Annotated in this window: 6 protein-coding genes; 4 read left to right on the top strand and 2 right to left on the bottom strand. The window is 64.4% G+C overall.

Annotated elements, in window-relative coordinates:
• Positions 1–5: 5 nt before the first annotated feature.
• A complete protein-coding gene (locus QIW53_RS20380) occupies positions 6–1,796 on the bottom strand; it encodes an acyclic terpene utilization AtuA family protein (RefSeq protein ID WP_371051432.1) in 1,791 nt (596 codons plus the stop codon).
• Positions 1,797–1,972: 176 nt separating this feature from the next.
• On the opposite strand from QIW53_RS20380, the gene QIW53_RS20375 reads away from it, so the two are divergent.
• The 3 genes from QIW53_RS20375 (at position 1,973) to QIW53_RS20365 (ending at position 4,577) form a co-directional block, all read left to right on the top strand.
• On the top strand, positions 1,973–2,599 hold the full coding sequence (locus QIW53_RS20375; protein ID WP_371051431.1) for a TetR/AcrR family transcriptional regulator: 627 nt from the start codon (positions 1,973–1,975) through the stop codon (positions 2,597–2,599).
• 89 nt (positions 2,600–2,688) lie between these two features.
• The gene (locus tag QIW53_RS20370) at positions 2,689–3,483 is read left to right on the top strand and encodes a substrate-binding periplasmic protein (RefSeq protein WP_371051430.1); all 795 of its coding nucleotides are present in this window, start codon (positions 2,689–2,691) and stop codon (positions 3,481–3,483) included.
• 89 nt (positions 3,484–3,572) lie between these two features.
• Positions 3,573–4,577, top strand: coding sequence for a GNAT family N-acetyltransferase (locus QIW53_RS20365; protein WP_371051429.1), 1,005 nt, complete (start codon positions 3,573–3,575; stop codon positions 4,575–4,577).
• A gap of 126 nt (positions 4,578–4,703) precedes the next feature.
• Here QIW53_RS20365 and QIW53_RS20360 read toward each other — a convergent pair whose 3' ends face one another.
• Positions 4,704–5,246, bottom strand: coding sequence for an RNA polymerase factor sigma-70 (locus QIW53_RS20360; RefSeq protein ID WP_371051428.1), 543 nt, complete (start codon positions 5,244–5,246; stop codon positions 4,704–4,706).
• Between the two features lie 410 nt (positions 5,247–5,656).
• On the opposite strand from QIW53_RS20360, the gene QIW53_RS20355 reads away from it, so the two are divergent.
• Positions 5,657–18,655 carry a non-ribosomal peptide synthetase gene (locus QIW53_RS20355; protein ID WP_371051427.1) on the top strand — a complete coding sequence of 4,333 codons (12,999 nt, stop codon included), beginning with the start codon at positions 5,657–5,659 and terminating at the stop codon, positions 18,653–18,655.
• The last annotated feature ends 154 nt before the right edge of the window (positions 18,656–18,809 follow it).

Genomic DNA, 18,809 nt, shown 5'->3' with positions numbered 1-18,809 from the left:
GTCCTCTAGTTGACCTGATCGGCGATGTGCGCGGGCACTGGAATCTGGATCTCCAGCAGTTGTTGGGCGAACGCCTTGCCCTGCGGGTCGATGCGCAGGCTGGCCACGCCGCCCCCGCCCAGGGCGTTTTCCAGCAGGAAGTTGAGGCTGTGGGTCGCGGGCAGATACCAGCGCTCGACGCGCCCGTGCACCGGATCCAGCACCTGGCTCATCCAGTCGACGAGCACGGGCGGGGTCAGGGCTTCGGCGATCCACGGCAGGTATTCGGGCTCGCGGGCGATGACGCCGATGTTGCTGTGGTTGCCCTTGTCGCCGGAGCGCGCGACGGCGAGTTTGACCAGCGCCACGCTGGCATCGGCGCGGCCCGTGGGGGGCGGCGGGGCGACCGGCAGGGGCAGGTCCGCGCTGGCGAGGGTATCGGGGGCGGGCAGGGCACAGGGGTGACGCTGGCCGGCCAGGTCGATCTCCAGGGTGCAGGCGCTTTTGTCGATCAGGAACGAAAACAGCCGGATCAGCGGATACACCGTCGGCCGACCGCCGACGATCCCGGTCAAACCTGGCGCCATGCCGGTGGCCGCCTGGGCGATTTCGCGGGAGAAGGTGACCAGCGCCCGTTTGTCCGGATGGCGCACCGCGAGCTTGATCACCACTTCGCGGCTGTCGTGGCGCTGGCCGTGGGGGCCATAGGTCGCCTCGCTGCCCAGCAGCTCGATGCTCACCTCGCTGTAGGGGGCCCAGCCGCGCTGAAGGAAGATATCGGAAGTCTTGTTGATGATCGCTTCGCTGACCCGTCGCGCTTTGTCGACGGCATCGATCCCGGCGATCAGGCAACTGGCGGTGCAACGAAAGCCGTCCGGGTACGTTGCGCTGACCTTGTACCGGTCAGAAGGCGGCAGGCCTTTGGCGCCATGGACGTGAACCAGGTTCCTGCCCTGTTGCACCAGTTTGACCTGGGTGAAATCACAGACCACGTCTGGCAGCAGATACGCCTGCGGGTTGCCGATTTCATAGAGCATCTGTTCGCCGACGGTCAGTGGTGTGATCAGCCCGCCGGAGCCTTCGGGCTTGCTGACGGTGAACTGGCTGTCGGCGCGAACTTCGACGATGGGAAAGCCGATGTGTTCGTAGTCGGGGACGTCGCGCCAGTCGGTGAAGTTGCCGCCGGTGCATTGGGCGCCGCATTCGATGATATGACCCGCCAGTGCGGCCTGGGCGAGTTTGTCGTAGTCGTGCCAGGACCAGCCGAATTCGTGCACCAGTGCGGCGCTGACCACGGCGCTGTCGACCACGCGGCCGGTAATCACGATGTCGGCCCCCAGACGCAGGGCTTCGACGATGCCCGGTGCGCCCAGGTAGGCGTTGGTGGAAACGCACATCGCCGGCAAGGGCGCGCCGCTGAACATTTCCTGGAGGCCGCGACTGGCCAGTTGCTTGAACTGCGGTTGCAAATCATCGCCCAGCAGCACGGCAATCTTCAGCGGCACGCCGGCCTTGTCGCAGGCTGCCTGCAGGGCAGCGGCGCAGGCCTGCGGGTTGACGCCGCCGGCATTGCTGATGACGCGGATCTTCTGTTCGGCCAGTTTTCCCAGCAAGGGGCTGAGGACTTCGATGAAGTCACCGGCGTAACCGGCCTGGGGATCCTTCATCCGCGCACCGGCCATGATCGACAGGGTGATTTCGGCCAGATAATCGAATACCAGGTAGTCCAGGCGCCCGCCGTCCACCAATTGCGCAGCCGCTGTCGAAGTGTCGCCCCAGAACGCGCTGGCGCAACCGATGCGAACACTTTCAGGCACAGACCTTTCCATAGTCACCTCCATCAAACGTGCACCGAGACTACCAAGCAAGCGCTTGGTTTGTAAATGCCTTGAATTACTTCTTCCCAAGCGCTTGCTTGGTTGCCTGCGCCACGCTTAAATTGCCGGCGCAATCCCGCTGTTTTAGCGATGGACTCGACTGTAGGAGAGAACGGGTGGATGAGCAAAAAGCCCTGAAGGTCATGCGCGAACTGGTCGACAGCAACCAGTTGACCGACCCGGACAGCGCCCGTGGCAAACTGCTGCAAGTGGCGGCCCACCTGTTTCGCAACAAAGGTTTCGAACGCACGACCGTGCGCGATCTGGCCGGTGCCGTGGGCATTCAGTCGGGAAGCATCTTTCATCACTTCAAGAGCAAGGACGAAATCCTGCGGGCGGTGATGGAAGAAACCATTCGCTACAACACGGCCTTGATGCGCGCGGCCATCGCCGAGGCGGGCAGCGTGCGTGAGCGGGTGCTGGCGCTGATCCGTTGTGAGTTGCAATCGATCATGGGTGGCAGCGGTGAAGCCATGGCGGTGCTGGTCTATGAATGGCGTTCGCTGTCCGAGGACGGCCAGGCCCAGGTGCTGGCGCTGCGCGATATCTACGAGGAGCTGTGGCTGCAGGTGCTCGGGGAAGCCAAGGCCGCCGGATTCATTCGGGGCGACGTGTTCATCACGCGACGCTTTCTCACCGGTGCATTGTCCTGGACCACCACCTGGTTTCGTCCCGGCGGCAGCCTGAGCCTCGATCAGTTGGCCGAGGAAGCATTGATTCTGGTGCTGGACGAGAAACAATAGTTTGCACAGGATTGCCGAAACTGGCTAAGTGGGCGAAAGCCCCTTGGCTAGAATGGACTGACGGGTATGACGGGGAGTGGGGCGTTTTGATGTCTTCGCCAATTCGGACGGCTTCGCGGCTTTTGCTGGCAGCGCTTGCGACAGGCTGGGTGTTGTCGTCTCCGGCCGCCCAACTGGTGCGTGTCGGTGCTGCGCATTTCCCGCCCTATACCGTGCGCCCGGAATCCGGCGCCGACACGGGCCTGCTACCGCAGTTGGTGGAAGCGCTCAATGCTTCGCAGACTGACTACCAGTTTGTCCTGGTGCCCACCTCCATTCCGCGACGCTTTGGCGACTTCAAGCAGGGCCGGGTGGACATGGCGATCTTCGAGAACCCGCAATGGGGCTGGAAGGACATCCCGCACGTCAGCGTCGACATGGGGCTGGAGGACGCCGAGATTTTTGTTGCCCAGCGCCTGTCCAATCGTCAGCAGGATTATTTCGCCGAACTGGGCGGCAAGCGTCTGGCGTTGTTCAGCGGTTATCACTACGAGTTTTCCAACTTCAACGCCGACCCGAAATACCTCGCGCAGCACTACAACGCCACGCTCACGTATTCCCATGACAGCAACCTGCTGATGGTACTGCGTGGACGCGCCGACATCGCCCTGGTGACACGCTCCTACCTGAGCGATTACCTGTTGCGCAACGACAAGGTCGGCAACGAGTTGCTGGTGTCCGAACGCATCGACCAGATCTATCACCACTACGCCATTCTGCGTCCTGCCGCACCGATCAGCGGCGAGGCCTTCGCGCGGTTGCTGCAAGGGTTGCGCGACAACGGCCAGATGATGAAGATTTTCGATCCGTACAAGATCGCGGTAGTGCCCGTGCCGGGCAACTGAATACGCAGGGTTGAGCGCCAGCGCTTAAATTTTTCCCCTTGGCTGACGTCACCTCGTTGAACTGTCGACGATTAACGTGAGCCCCACCCATGCCCGATCTGAATGACCTGACTGCCCTGGCGCTGCCGACGGGCCAGCGCCTTGTCGCTGATGAAAGTGACACCCGTCTGAACCTGAGCCTGGACGCGCAGCCGCTGATAAGCCTGCGCCTGAGTCGTGAGCCCGGGCTGATGCTGCGCGTCGAAGGGCACTGTGACGCCCAGTCCGTGTGGGCCGCCAGTTATTGGCTGTTCGCCCGCGATCCGGCCTGCCAGCAATTGACCTGGCAGCTCGATGAAGTCCCTGCCCAGGCCCTGCTCAGCGGCTTGCTGGTGCCGACCGACACCGCCGGCCAGTACCACGGCCAGCGCACAGTGTTCTGGCAGTTGCCGCAACCCTGGCTGGGCAGCGCGCTGACCCCCAGTTACCCACAGCAATGGGTGATCAGCGGCGGCAAGCGTCATCCGTTGCGCCCGATGAAAGCGCGTGGTGAAGTCTATCGGCGTTTCGACGCCCGGCTGGGTGCGTGGATTTCCCTGCGAACCCTGGACATCGAGCTGGACCTTGCACGGTTCAACCGCTGGCAGAACAGCGCGCGGGTGGCGAACTTCTGGCAGGAGCAGGGCAGCCTGGAGCAGCATCGCGAATACCTGGACAAGCTCGCCGCCGATCCGCACACCCTGACGCTGATTGGTTGCTTCGACGATGAGCCGTTTGCCTATTTCGAAGCCTACTGGGCCAAGGAAGACCGCATCGCCCCGTTCTATGAAGCGGACGCTTACGACCGTGGCATTCACATGCTGGTCGGTGAAGAACATCATCGCGGCCCGCACAAGGTGGCAAGCTGGTTGTCGGCGCTGACCCATTACCTGTTTCTCGACGATCCGCGCACCCAGCGGGTGGTCGCCGAGCCGCGTGCCGACAACGCGAAGATGATCGGCTACATGCAGGACCAGCGCTTTCATTGCGAGAAGGAGTTCGATTTTCCGCACAAGCGTGCAGCATTGATGGTGTTGGGGCGGGAGCGGTTTTTCGAGCGGTGTGGGTTGGCTTGAGGGGAAGGCTTCAAGGCCGGCGGCGATTTTCAGTCAGTCATCGCGAGCAGGCTCGCTCCCACAGGGTCATCCGATCAACCTGTGGGAGCGAGCCTGCTCGCGATGGAGGCGACGCGGTTTCGATACCTACCGCCGAACAGCCGCCCGGCTGCCCGACACCTTGCGGCAATGCACCAGGGCATCGCGAATCATGAAGTTCACCAGGGTCGGCGAAACCCCGAGCTCCTTGGCGATGTCCTTTTGCGGCACCCCGTGCAGGCGGTACATCTCGAAGGCGTAGCGGGTACGGGTCGGCAGCTCCGTCAGCGCGTCGGCGATGTTTTCCAGGGTCGAGAAATTGATGTGCGAGGTTTCGGGTGACGCGCCTTGAATCACCACATTCAATCCCTCCTCTTCCGGCCCGGAATACTTCTGCTCCAGCGCCTGCTTGCGGTAGTGATCGATGGCCAGGTTGCGCACGATCTGAAACAGGTAACTGAGCTGGGCCTTGATCGAGGAGGTGATCTGGGGAGCCGATTGCAGGCGGAAGAAGGCATCCTGAACCACATCTTCGGCACGCGACCGGCAGCCGGTGATGCGCGCGGCAATCTTGACCAGTATCACTCGATTGTCGACGAATGCCTGAAGAAGCGGTGAATCGCACGTGCTTGTCGATACTTGTTCCGTCATGGAAATCACCTTGCTGCGAATGGGGTCATGGGACGGCAAGCTGAAGCGGGGGGCCGTCCGACATATCGAGCGACAAATTATTCTTAATGATAATGATTGTCAAATGAGAAAGAGAAACAATGCATATCAAGGGTGCAGAGTGAGAATTGCGACACATTGACGCGCCCGCTTGTGGTGCGCGCCTGCGGCATTTTTCGCCGCTCCCGACCCATTGACGATCCAGCCTGCCGACTAATTATTTCAGGACGTCATCCGTTCTCATTGGTGAATGGCTGCGGGCGCGAGCCCCGGTCAAAACAGCATTGCCAATGCCTTGCGTGGTCGGCGAAGACCACGTCCCGCATGCCCTTGATGGGCGTGACATCAGCTCATCGATACCACTTGCAAGCCGAATTCAGGCAGGAAACCTCATGACCGACGCGTTCGAAATCCCTAGCACACTGGTCCACGCCCTTGCGCGCCGCGCGGCCCTGACGCCGGATCGGGTGGCCTTGCGTTTTCTCGCCGAAACTGTGGATCAGGCAGTGGTGCTCAGCTATCGCGAACTGGATCGGCGGGCGCGCATGATTGCCGGCGCGTTGCAGGCCGAGGCAGCGTTCGGCGATCGTGCGGTGCTGTTGTTCCCCAGTGGTCCGGATTACGTTGCAGCCTTCTTCGGCTGCCTGTATGCCGGCGTGATCGCGGTGCCGGCCTACCCGCCGGAATCGGCCAAGCGTCATCACCAGGAGCGCCTGCTGTCGATCATCGGCGATGCCGAACCGCGATTGCTGCTGACCAGTGCCGGCCTGCGCGATGCCTTGCAACAGATAGACGGCGCGCCGCCGCTGTTGTGCGTCGACACCCTCGATCCTGTCCTGGCCGAACGCTGGGTCGAGCCGCACCTGCCCCACGATCACATCGCTTTCCTGCAATACACCTCCGGTTCGACGGCACTGCCCAAGGGCGTGCAAGTCAGCCACGGCAACCTGGTGGCCAACGAATTGCTGATCCGCCACGGCTTCGGCATCGATGTGAACCCTGACGATGTGATCGTCAGCTGGCTGCCGCTGTACCACGACATGGGCCTGATCGGCGGCCTGCTGCAGCCGATCTTCAGCGGCGTGCCCTGCGTGTTGATGTCGCCGGCGTACTTCCTCGGCCGGCCTTTGCGCTGGCTGGAAGCGATCAGCGAATACGGCGGCACCATCAGCGGCGGCCCGGATTTCGCCTACCGCCTGTGCAGCGAGCGGGTCAGCGAGTCGGCGCTGGAACGTCTCGATCTCAGCCGCTGGCGTGTCGCTTACTCGGGGTCCGAACCGATTCGCCTCGACACCCTGGAGCGTTTCGCCGAGAAATTCGCCGCGACCGGTTTTACCCCGGACAACTTCATGGCGTCCTATGGCCTGGCGGAAGCCACGCTGTTCGTTGCCGGCACACCGCGTGGCCGGGGCATCGGCCACCTGCGGGTGGACGATCAGTCGCTGGCGCAGAACCGCGCCGAGGTCGGTGAGGGCAGCGCGGTCATGAGTTGCGGCCTCAGTCAGCCGAATCACGCGGTGCGGGTCATGGACCCGGTGGCGCTTGTCGAGCTGCCCGGCCAGGCCGTCGGTGAAGTCTGGACGAGCGGGCCGAGCATCGCTCACGGCTATTGGCGCAACCCCGAGGCCAGTGCCAGGACCTTCGTCCAGCATCAGGGCAAGACCTGGCTGCGCACCGGTGACCTGGGGTTCCTGCACAAGGGTGAGCTGTTCATTACCGGTCGCCTGAAAGACATGCTGATCGTACGCGGCCACAACCTGTACCCGCAGGACATCGAACAGACCATCGAGCGGGAAGTGGAGGTGGTGCGCAAGGGCCGGGTCGCCGCGTTCGCGGTGACTGTCGAGGGCCAGGAGGGCATCGGTATTGCCGCTGAAATCAGCCGCAGCGTGCAGAAGATCCTGCCGCCCGAGGTCCTGATCAAAGCCATTCGCCAGGCCGTTGCCGAGGCGTATCAGGAAGCGCCAGGCGTAGTGGTGCTGCTCAACCCTGGAGCCTTGCCGAAAACCTCCAGTGGCAAATTGCAGCGCTCGGCCTGCCGCAGCCGCCTGGACGATGGCAGCCTCGACAGCTACGCGCTGTTCCCCTCGGCGGTCAGTGCCGAGCAGGCACCAATCGACGCCGGTAGCGAACTGCAAACCCTGATTGGCCAGATCTGGTCCGAACAGCTGCAGGTGCCGCAGGTCGGCGCCGATGATCATTTCTTCCTGCTCGGCGGCAACTCGATCGCCGCCACTCAGGTGGTGGCGCGATTGCGCGAAGCCTTGGGTCTGGAGCTCAACCTGCGCCTGTTGTTCGAAGCGCCGACCCTCGGCGCGTTCACCGCTGCCGTCGTGCAGCAACAACTGGATGGCGGGCTGGCGCAGGGTGCCATCAGCGTGCTGTCGCGCAGCGAAGCGCTGCCCCAATCGCTGGCGCAAAACCGTTTGTGGATTACCTGGCAACTGGACCCGCAGAGCAGCGCCTACAACATCCCCGGTGCCTTGCGCCTGCGTGGCGAACTGGATGAAGCGGCCCTGACCGGCAGCTTCCAGCACCTGATCGAACGCCACGAATCCCTGCGTACGCGCTTCTTCGAACGTGATGGCGTGGCGCTGCAGCAGGTCGATGCCGCCGGGGGCTTCAACCTGCAACGGATCGACATCAGTGACCTGCCCGTCGCCGAGCGCGAGGCCCGGGCGCAACAGATCCGTGATGACGAAGCCCGCAGGCCGTTCGATCTGGAAAAAGGCCCGTTGTTCGGCGTGACCCTGGTGCGCCTCGATGATGACGATCATCAGTTGCTGGTGACACTGCACCACATCATCGCCGACGGCTGGTCGCTGAATGTGCTGATCGACGAGTTCTCGCGGCTGTACGCGGCGGCGTCCCAAGGACAGACGGTGACGCTGGCGCCACTGCCGACCCAGTACGCCGACTATGGCAGCTGGCAGCGCCAATGGCTGGCGCAGGGCGAGGGTGAGCGGCAACTGGCCTACTGGAAGGCGCAGTTGGGCGATGAGCATCCAACCCTGAGCCTGAGCACCGATCACCCGCGTTCGGCGCAACACCTGGGCAGCGCCGCCCGCCACACGATGCGGTTGGAGGCGAGCCTCAGCGAGGCCATTCGCCGGACCGCCCTGGCCCATGAATCCACCCCGTTCATGCTCTTGCTCGCGGCGTTCCAGAGCCTGCTGCACCGCTACAGCGGCCAGCGCGATATCCGCATTGGCGTGCCCAATGCCAACCGCCCGCGCCTGGAAACCCAGGGGCTGATCGGTTTCTTCATCAACACCCAGGTGTTGCGTGCCGAAGTGGATTCGCGCCTGCCGTTCCTTGAACTGCTGGCGCAAACCCGCGCCGCGACCCTGGGCGCCCAGGCCCATCAGGACCTGCCGTTCGAACAACTGCTCGAAGCGTTCCCCCAGGCCCGCGAGCAGGGCCTGTTCCAGGTGATGTTCAATCACCAGCAACGGGACCTCGGGGCCCTGCGGCGCCTGCCGGGCCTGCTTGCCGAAGAACTGCCGTGGCACAGCCGCGAAGCCAAGTTCGATCTGCAACTGCATAGCGAGGAGGATCGTCACGGGCGCTTGAGCCTGTCCTTCGACTACGCCAGCGAACTGTTCGACGCTGCGACCATCGAGCGTCTGGCCGGGCACTTCGGCCACCTGCTGCGCGCGGTCTGTGCACAACCGTCAACCGCCGTCGGTGACCTGCCGTTGATGGCGCCGGACGAGCTCGAGCAACAAGCGCACTGGAGCGTTGCGCCGTGCGATCCAGCCAGCCGATGGCTGCCGGAGCTGCTCTGCGAACAGGCGCGCCGGACCCCGCAACAGACGGCGTTGATCTGGGAGGGTGGCCAGCTGGATTTCGCCGGGCTGCACGCCCAGGCCAACCGTCTGGCGCATTACCTGCGCGACAAAGGCGTGGGGCCGGACGTGTGCGTTGCCATCGCCGCCGAGCGTTCGCCGCAACTGTTGATCGGCCTGCTGGCAATCATCAAGGCCGGCGGTGCCTATGTGCCGCTGGACCCGGATTACCCCGCCGAACGCCTGGCCTACATGCTGCGCGACAGCGGCGTGGAGCTGCTGCTGACGCAAACCCCGCTGATGGAACGCCTGCCGGCAGCCGAGGGTGTCTGCGTGATCGCCATGGACGCCCTGCACCTGGAGAGCTGGCCGAGCCAGGCACCGGGCCTGCATCTGCACGGCGACAACCTGGCGTATGTGATCTATACCTCCGGCTCCACCGGTCAGCCCAAAGGCGTCGGCAACACCCACGCCGCCCTGGCCGAACGCCTGCAATGGATGCAGGACACTTATCGCCTCAACGACACTGACGTGTTGATGCAAAAGGCCCCGATCAGCTTCGACGTGTCGGTCTGGGAATGCTTCTGGCCGCTGATCACCGGCGCACGCCTGCTGATCGCAGGCCCGGGCGAGCACCGCGACCCGCACCGCATCGCCCAACTGGTGCAGGCGTTCGGCGTGACCACGCTGCACTTCGTGCCGCCGCTGCTGGCGTTGTTCATCGATGAACCGCTCAGCGCCGAATGCACCAGTCTGCGCCGAGTGTTCTCCGGCGGCGAAGCCTTGCCGGCCGAGTTGCGCAGCCGAGTGCTGGAACACCTGCCGGCGGTGCAACTGCACAACCGCTATGGCCCGACCGAAACCGCGATCAACGTCACCCACTGGCATTGCACGAACTTCGATGGCGAGCGCTCACCGATTGGCCGGCCATTGGGCAACGTGATCTGCCGGATCCTCGACGCCGACCTCAACCCGCTGCCGGTCGGGGTGCCGGGTGAGTTGTGCATCAGCGGCATCGGGCTGGCGCGCGGCTACCTGGGGCGTCCGGGCCTGACCGCTGAACGCTTCGTTGTCGACCCTGCGGGTGAGCAGGGGGCCCGTTTGTACCGCACCGGCGACCGGGCGCGCTGGACAGCCGACGGGGTGATCGAATACCTCGGCCGCCTCGATCAACAGGTCAAGTTGCGCGGTTTCCGTGTCGAGCCGGAAGAAATCCAGGCGCGCCTGCTGGGGCAGGAGGGTGTCGCACAAGCCGTGGTGCTGGTGCGCGAGACCGCTGCCGGTGCTCAGTTGATCGGCTACTACACCGCCGCACCCACCGATGAAACCGAGGCGGCGCAAAGCGCCCGCCTGAAAACCGCGTTGGCCGCCGAGCTACCGGAGTACATGGTGCCGGCGCAGCTCATGCGTCTGCCCGAAATGCCGTTGAGCCCCAGCGGCAAGCTCGACCGTCGTGCCTTGCCCGAACCGAGCTGGCAGGGTGGCGAACACGTCGAGCCTGTCACGGCGCTGGAGCAACGGATCGCCGCCATCTGGCGGGAAGTCCTGAGCGTGGCGCAGGTCGGCCTGCGTGACGACTTCTTTGCCCTCGGCGGCCACTCGCTGCTGGCCACGCAAATCATCTCGCGCACCCGTCAGGCCTGCGACGTCGAGTTGCCGCTGCGCGCCTTGTTCGAACACAGCGAGTTGGGCGCATTCGCCGAGCAGGTGCGAGTGATCCAGGCCAGCGGCCGCACCAACCAGCAACCGCCGATCGAGAAAGTCGACCGCAGCCAACCGGTGCCGTTGTCCTACTCCCAGCAGCGTATGTGGTTCCTCTGGCAGATGGAGCCGGACAGCCCGGCCTACAACGTCGGCGGCATGGCGCGCCTGCGCGGGGTGCTGGACGTCGGGCGGTTCGAGACGGCGTTGCAGGCGCTGATCCTGCGTCACGAAACCCTGCGCACCACGTTCCCGAGCGTCGATGGCGTGGCGCAGCAGCGGGTCCACCCGCAAACCGGCGTGCGCATGGACTGGCAGGATTTCTCGGCGCTGGACATCGAGCTGCGTGAGCAACGGGTGCAGGCACTGGCAGACAGCGAAGCACACCGGTCTTTCAACCTGGAAACCGGACCACTGCTGCGTGCCTGTCTGGCCAAGACCGCCGAGCAGGAACACTACCTGGTGCTGACCTTGCACCACATCGTGACCGAAGGCTGGGCGATGGATATTTTCGCCCGCGAACTCAGCGCGCTCTACGAAGCCTTTGTCGATGACCGCGAGTCGCCGCTGGCGCCCTTGCCGGTGCAATACCTGGATTACAGCGTGTGGCAGCGCCAGTGGCTGGAATCCGGCGAGCGCCAGCGCCAGCTCGATTACTGGATCGCGCAACTGGGCCGTGAACATCCGTTGCTGGAACTGCCGGCCGACCGTCCGCGCCCACCGGTGCAAAGCCATCGGGGCGAGCTGTTCCGTTTCGACCTGAGCGACGACCTCGCGGCGCGGGTTCGGGCCTTCAATGCCCGCAACGGCCTGACCCTGTTCATGACCATGACCGCCACCCTGGCGGTGCTGCTTTACCGCTACAGCGGCCAGACCGACCTGCGCATCGGCGCGCCGGTGGCCAACCGCATTCGCCCGGAAAGCGAAGGGCTGATCGGTGCGTTCCTCAACACCCAGGTGCTGCGTTGCCAGGTCGACGGGCAGATGTTGGTGGGTGACTTGCTGGAGCAGGTGCGCCACACGGTCATCGAAGGCCAGTCCCACCAGGACCTGCCGTTCGATCACCTGGTGGAGGCGTTGCAGCCGCCGCGCAGCGCCGCCTACAATCCGCTGTTCCAGGTGATGTGCAACGTGCAGCGCTGGGAATTCCAGCAAAGCCGCCGGCTGGACGGCATGACGGTCGAGTACCTGGCCAACGATGCGCGGGCGACCAAGTTCGACCTCAACCTGGAAGTCACCGACCTCGATCATCGCCTGGGCTGCTGCCTGACCTACAGCACCGACCTGTTCGACGAGCCGCGCATTGCGCGCATGGCCGGGCATTGGCGCAATCTGCTGGAAGCGCTGATTGCCGACCCGCAGCAGCGCCTGAGCGAATTGCCCTTGCTGCAAGCCGCCGAGCAACGACAGTTGTTCGACAGCCTGGGCGTGGAACCGGGCGAGCATCGCCTCGACCAATGCCTGCATCAACTGTTCGCCGAGCAGGCACGGCTGCGCCAGGACGCACCGGCGCTGACTTTCGCCGGGCAGACGTTGAGCTACGCCGAACTCAACAGCCGCGCCAACCGCCTGGCCTGGATGCTGCGTGAGCGCGGGGTCGGCCCGCAGGTGCGCGTCGGCCTGGCGCTGGAGCGTTCACTGGAAATGGTCATCGGCTTGCTGGCGATCCTCAAGGCCGGCGGCGCCTACGTGCCGCTGGACCCGGAATACCCGCTCGACCGCCTGCACTACATGATCGAAGACAGCGGCGTCGGCTTGCTGCTCAGTGATGCGGCGATGTTTGCCGGGTTGGGCGAGCTGCCGTCGACCATCGCCCGCTGGTGCCTGGAAGAAGACGCGGCGCAACTGGCTGATTACCCGGCCACCGAACTGCCTTTCATCAGCCTGCCGCAACATCAGGCGTACCTGATCTACACCTCCGGTTCCACCGGCAAACCCAAGGGCGTGGTGGTGTCCCACGGTGAAATCGCCATGCATTGCCAGGCGGTCATCGAGCGCTTCGGCATGCGCCCGGACGATTGCGAGTTGCACTTCTACTCGATCAATTTCGATGCGGCGACCGAGCGTCTGCTGGTGCCGCTGTTGAGCGGCGCGCAAGTGGTTCTGCGTGCCCAGAGCCAGTGGGACGCGGAAGAAATCTGCGGGCTGATCCGCCGCCATCAGATCAACGTCCTCGGCTTCACCCCCAGCTACGGCAGCCAGCTTGCACAGTGGCTGGCGACCCAGGGCGAAACGCTGCCGGTGCGCATTTGCATCACTGGCGGTGAGGCCCTGACCGGCGAACACCTGCAGCGCATTCGTGCGGCGTTCGATCCGAGCCTGTTCTTCAACGCTTATGGGCCGACCGAGACAGTGGTCATGCCGCTGGCCAGCCTGGCGCCGCCGCTGCTGGAAGAAGGGCTGGGCAGCGTACCGATCGGCAGCGTGATCGGCGCCCGGGTGGCGTACATTCTCGACGCTGACCTGGCGCTGGTGCCCCAAGGCGCGACCGGCGAGCTGTATGTCGGCGGGGCCGGCTTGGCCCAGGGTTATCACCAGCGTGCGGGCATCACGGCGGAGCGCTTCGTTGCCGACCCGTTCGCCCCCGACGGCGGGCGCATGTACCGCACTGGCGATCTGGTGCGCCAGCGCGCCGATGGCCTGGTGGAGTACCTGGGGCGTATCGACCATCAGGTGAAGATTCGCGGTTTCCGCATCGAGTTGGGCGAGATCGAAAACCGCCTGCTGGAGCATGTCTCCGTTCGTGAGGCGGTGGTGCTGGCGCTCGATGCGCCAAGCGGTAAACAACTGGTCGGTTATCTGGCCACCGACGTCGCCGAAGGAGACGAAGCGCAACAGGCCGAGCTGCGCGAAGCGCTCAAGACCCACCTGAAATCGCAACTGCCGGAATACATGGTGCCCACGCACCTGATCCTGCTGGCGAGCATGCCACTGACCGCCAATGGCAAGCTCGACCGCCGCGCGCTGCCGGCCCCGGACCCGGAGCTCAATCGCCAGCAGTATGTGGCCCCGAGCAACCTGCTGGAACAGACCCTGGCGCAGATCTGGTGCGACGTGCTGAACGTCCCGCAGGTCGGCCTCAACGACAACTTCTTCGAACTGGGCGGTGACTCGATCCTGTCGATCCAGGTGGTCAGTCGGGCGCGGCAGCAAGGCATTCACTTCAGCCCGCGCGACCTGTTCCAGCACCAGACCGTGCAGACCCTGGCCGCCGTGGCCAGTCGTGCCGAACAGGTCGTTGCCGAGCAGGGCCTGCTCAGCGGCGAATCTCGCCTGACGCCGATTCAGCACTGGTTCTTCGACACCGATATTGCCCAGCGCCAGCACTGGAACCAGGCGTTGCTGCTGGAACCGACCGAGGTGCTCGATCCCCATCGCCTGGAGCAGGCGCTGCTGGCAGTGATCGAGCAGCATGACGCCTTGCGGCTGCGCTTCAGCCAGACTTCGGGCGTCTGGGCGGCGGTGCATCAGGACGTGTCCGACCTGCCGGTGCTGTGGCAGGTCCGGGTGACGTCCATGGACAAATGCGCGGCGCTGTTCGCCGACGCGCAACGCAGCCTCGACCTCGAACAGGGGCCGCTGATGCGGGTGCTGCTGATCGACGGCCCTGAGGGACAGCAACGGCTGTTCCTGGCGATCCACCACCTGGTGGTGGATGGTGTGTCCTGGCGTGTGTTGCTCGACGATCTGCAAAGCGTGTATCGCCAGCTCGAGGCCGGGCAATCGGTCAAGCTGCCGGCGAAAACCAGCGCTTTCAAGGACTGGACGGCGCGTTTGCAGGCCTATGCCAGCAGCGAGTCCCTGCGTGAAGAACTGGGCTGGTGGCAGGCGCAGCTGGCCGGGCCGAATGTCGGGCTACCGTGCGACCACCCGGACGGCGGGCGGCAGCATCGCCATGGCGAAACGGTCAGCGTGCGCCTTGATGCCGACGCCACCCGGCAACTGCTGCAACAAGCGCCAAGCGCGTATCGCACCCAGGTCAACGACCTGTTGCTCACCGCCCTGGCCCGCGTGCTGTGCCGCTGGAGCGGCCACGATTCGGCGTTGATTCAACTGGAGGGCCACGGCCGTGAAAGCCTGTTCGATGAGATCGACCTGACCCGCACGGTTGGCTGGTTCACCAGTGCTTACCCGCTGCGCCTGACCCCGGTGAACATCGAGGAAGCCGCCGGGCAGGGCGCCTCGATCAAGGCGATCAAGGAACAACTGCGCGCCGTGCCCCACAAGGGGCTGGGGTATGGCGTGCTGCATTACCTGGCCGATCAGCCGTGCCGCGAGGCCATGGCGGCGCTCCCCATCGCGCCGATCACCTTCAACTACCTGGGGCAGTTCGACCAGAGTTTCGCTGCCGAAGCGCTGTTCCGTCCGCTGGACGAAGCGGTCGGTGCCGCCCACGACCCGCAGGCGCCGCTGCCCAACGAGCTGAGTGTCGACAGCCAGGTCTACGGCGGCGAACTGGTGCTGCGCTGGACCTTCAGCGCCGAACGCTTCGACGCGCAGACCATCCGTGAACTGGCGGATGCCTACCTGGGTGAGCTGCAAAGCCTGATCGAACATTGCCTGCGCGACGAGGCCGGGGGCCTGACCCCGTCGGACTTCCCGCTGGCCAAACTGACCCAGGCGCAACTCGATGCCTTGCCGATTGCGCCAGCGGCCATTGAAGACGTTTACCCGCTGACGCCGATGCAGGAAGGCATGCTGCTGCACACCTTGCTCGAGCCGGGCACCGGGCTTTACTACATGCAGGACCGCTATCGCATCAACAGCGAACTCGACCCGCAGCGTTTTGCCCAGGCCTGGCAAGCGGTGATTGCCCGTCACGAAGCCTTGCGCGCGTCGTTCTGCTGGAACGTTGGCGAAGACATGCTGCAAATCATCCACAAGCCGGGCAGCACGCCGATCGAATACCTCGACTGGTGTGACATCGCTGACGACGAGCAGGAGCCGAAGCTGCAACACCTGCTCAGGACCGAACGCGAAGCCGGATTCGACCTGCTCAACCAGGCGCCATTCCATCTGCGCCTGATTCGCGTCGGCGCAGCGCGCTATTGGTTCATGATGAGTAACCACCACATCCTCATCGATGCCTGGTGCCGCTCGCTGCTGATGAGCGATTTCTTCGAAATCTACATGGCCCTGGGCGAAGGTCGCGAAGCGCGACTGACGGCGGCGCCGCGTTATCGCGAGTACATCGGCTGGTTGCAACACCAAAGCCTGGCCGAGGCCCGGCAATGGTGGAAATCCAACCTGCAGGGTTTCGAACGGACCACGCCAATCCCCAGCGACCGTCCGTTCCTGCGCGAACACGCCGGCGACAGCGGCGGCATGATTGTCGGTGACCGCTACACAAGGCTCGACGCCCGCGACGGTGCGCGATTGCGTGAGCTGGCGCAGGCCCATCAGTTGACCATCAACACCTTCGCCCAGGCGGCCTGGGCCCTGGTGCTGCGGCGCTTGAGCGGTGATCGTGACGTGCTGTTCGGCGTGACGGTGGCCGGGCGGCCGGTGGAGATGCCGCAGATGCAGCGCACCGTCGGCCTGTTCATCAACAGCATCGCGCTGCGGGTGAAGATGCCCGGGGACGATCAGCGTTGCCGCGTGCGCGATTGGCTGACGCAACTGCTCGACAGCAACATGCAACTGCGCGAGTACGAATATCTGCCGTTGGTGAGCATTCAGGAAAACAGCGAACTGCCCAAGGGCCAGCCGCTGTTCGACAGCCTGTTCGTGTTCGAGAACGCCCCGGTGGAGGTGTCGGTGCTGGATCGTGCGCAAAGCCTCAATGCGACGTCGGACTCCGGCCGCACCCACACCAACTTCCCGCTGACGGCCGTGTGTTATCCGGGCGATGACCTTGGCTTGCACCTGTCCTACGACCAGCGTTACTTCGACGAATCGACGGTCGAGCGCATGCTCGGCGAGTTCAAGCGTCTGTTGCTGGCGCTGGTGGAAGGTTTCCATGGCGACATGGCCGACTTGCCGCTGCTGGGCGCCGAGGAACGAGATTTCCTGGTCCACGGTTGCAACCAGAGCACCCATGATTACCCGCTGGAGCAGAGCTACGTGGCGTTGTTTGAAGCGCAAGTGGCCGCACATCCGCAGCGCATCGCCGCCAGTTGCCTTGACCGCCAACTCGGTTACGCCGAGCTCAACGCGTGCAGCAACCGTCTCGGCCACGCGCTGATCGCCGCCGGAGTCGGGCTGGACCAACCCGTGGCGTTGCTGGCCGAACGCGGCCTCGATCTGCTGGGGATGATCATCGGCAGCTTCAAGGCGGGCGCGGGTTACCTGCCACTGGACCCAGGGCTGCCGAGCCAGCGCCTGAGCCGGATCATCGACCTGAGCCGCACGCCCTTGCTGGTCTGCACCCAGGCCTTGCGCGACCAGGCGCTGGCGTTGCTCGAGGAGTCGGGCTGTGCCCATCGCCCGCGGTTACTGGTGTGGGAGGAGGTACAGGCCAGCGATCGCTCGGTGGCCAACCCCGGGGTCTACAGCGGCACGGACAACCTGGCCTACGTGATCTACACCTCCGGTTCGACCGGTTTGCCCAAGGGCGTCATGGTCGAGCAGCGTGGCATGCTCAACAACCAGTTGAGCAAGGTGCCGTACCTGAATCTGAGCGAGGCTGACGTGATCGCCCAGACCGCCTCGCAAAGCTTCGACATTTCGGTCTGGCAGTTCCTCGCCGCGCCGTTGTTCGGTGCGCGGGTGGACATCGTGCCGAACACCCTTGCCCATGATCCACAGGGACTGCTGGCGCATGTGGCGACACAGGGCATTACCGTGCTGGAAAGCGTGCCGTCGCTGATCCAGGGCATGCTCGCCCAGGAGCGCATGAGCCTCGACGGCCTGCGCTGGATGTTGCCGACCGGTGAAGCGATGCCGCCGGAACTGGCCCATCAGTGGTTGCTGCGTTACCCGGACATCGGGCTGGTGAATGCCTATGGCCCGGCGGAGTGTTCGGATGACGTGGCGTTCTTCCGCGTCGACAGGGCCTCGACCCGTGGCAGTTACCTGCCGATTGGCACGCCCACCGACAACAACCGTCTGTACTTGCTTGACGGCGCACTGGAGCTGGTGCCGCTGGGTGCGGTGGGTGAGTTGTGCGTCGCCGGCACCGGCGTCGGGCGCGGTTATGTCAGCGATCCGCTGCGCACCGCGCAGGTGTTCGTGCCCGATCCGTTTGGCGAACCGGGCGCGCGCCTGTATCGCACCGGCGACCTGGCCCGGCGTCGCAGCGACGGCGTGCTGGAGTACGTCGGGCGCATCGACCATCAGGTGAAAATTCGCGGCTACCGCATTGAGCTGGGTGAAATCGAGGCGCGCCTGCATGAACAACCGGAAGTGCGCGAAGCGGCGGTCGGCGTGCAGGAAGGGGTGAACGGCAAGCACCTGGTCGGTTACCTGGTGGGGGCGGACGTCACCTTGAATCCGACCGAGCGTCTGGAGCGTATCAAACAGCGCCTGCGCGCCGAGCTGCCGGAATACATGGTGCCGCTGCACTGGCTGTGGCTGGAGCGGATGCCGCTCAACGCCAACGGCAAACTGGACCGCAAGGCCTTGCCGGCGCTGGAGATCGGCCAGTTGCAGAGCCAGGATTACCTGGCGCCGCGCAATGAGCTGGAACGGACCCTGGCCGATATCTGGGCGCAAGTGCTGAAGGTCGATCAGGTGGGCGTTCGCGACAACTTCTTCGAACTGGGCGGGCATTCGTTGCTGGCCACGCAGATTGCGTCACGGGTGCAGAAGACATTGCAACGGGATGTGCCGCTGCGGGCGATGTTCGAATGCAGCACGGTGCAGGAACTGGCCGAGTACATCGACGGGTTGGCCGCCAGTGAGATCACCGGGGACAAGGCCGATCGCCTGAATGACCTGATGGCGGAGCTGGAGGGGTTGTAACCCGCTCTCTGTAGGAGCGAGCTTGCTCGCGATGGTCGTCAACGATGACGCTGGGTGTCAGGTGCCCAACGGTGTCTGGGATTCCATTGCGAGCATGCTCGCTCCTACAGGGTAAGGGCTGCGATTTCGACACACATTCCGCGTTGACTGCAAA

The sequence above is a fragment of the Pseudomonas fluorescens genome (assembly GCF_041354075.1).
GTDB classification, from domain to species: domain Bacteria; phylum Pseudomonadota; class Gammaproteobacteria; order Pseudomonadales; family Pseudomonadaceae; genus Aquipseudomonas; species Aquipseudomonas fluorescens_CE.
The sequence above is the reverse complement of the archived record's forward strand: the minus strand, read 5'-3'. Positions and strand labels throughout refer to the sequence as shown.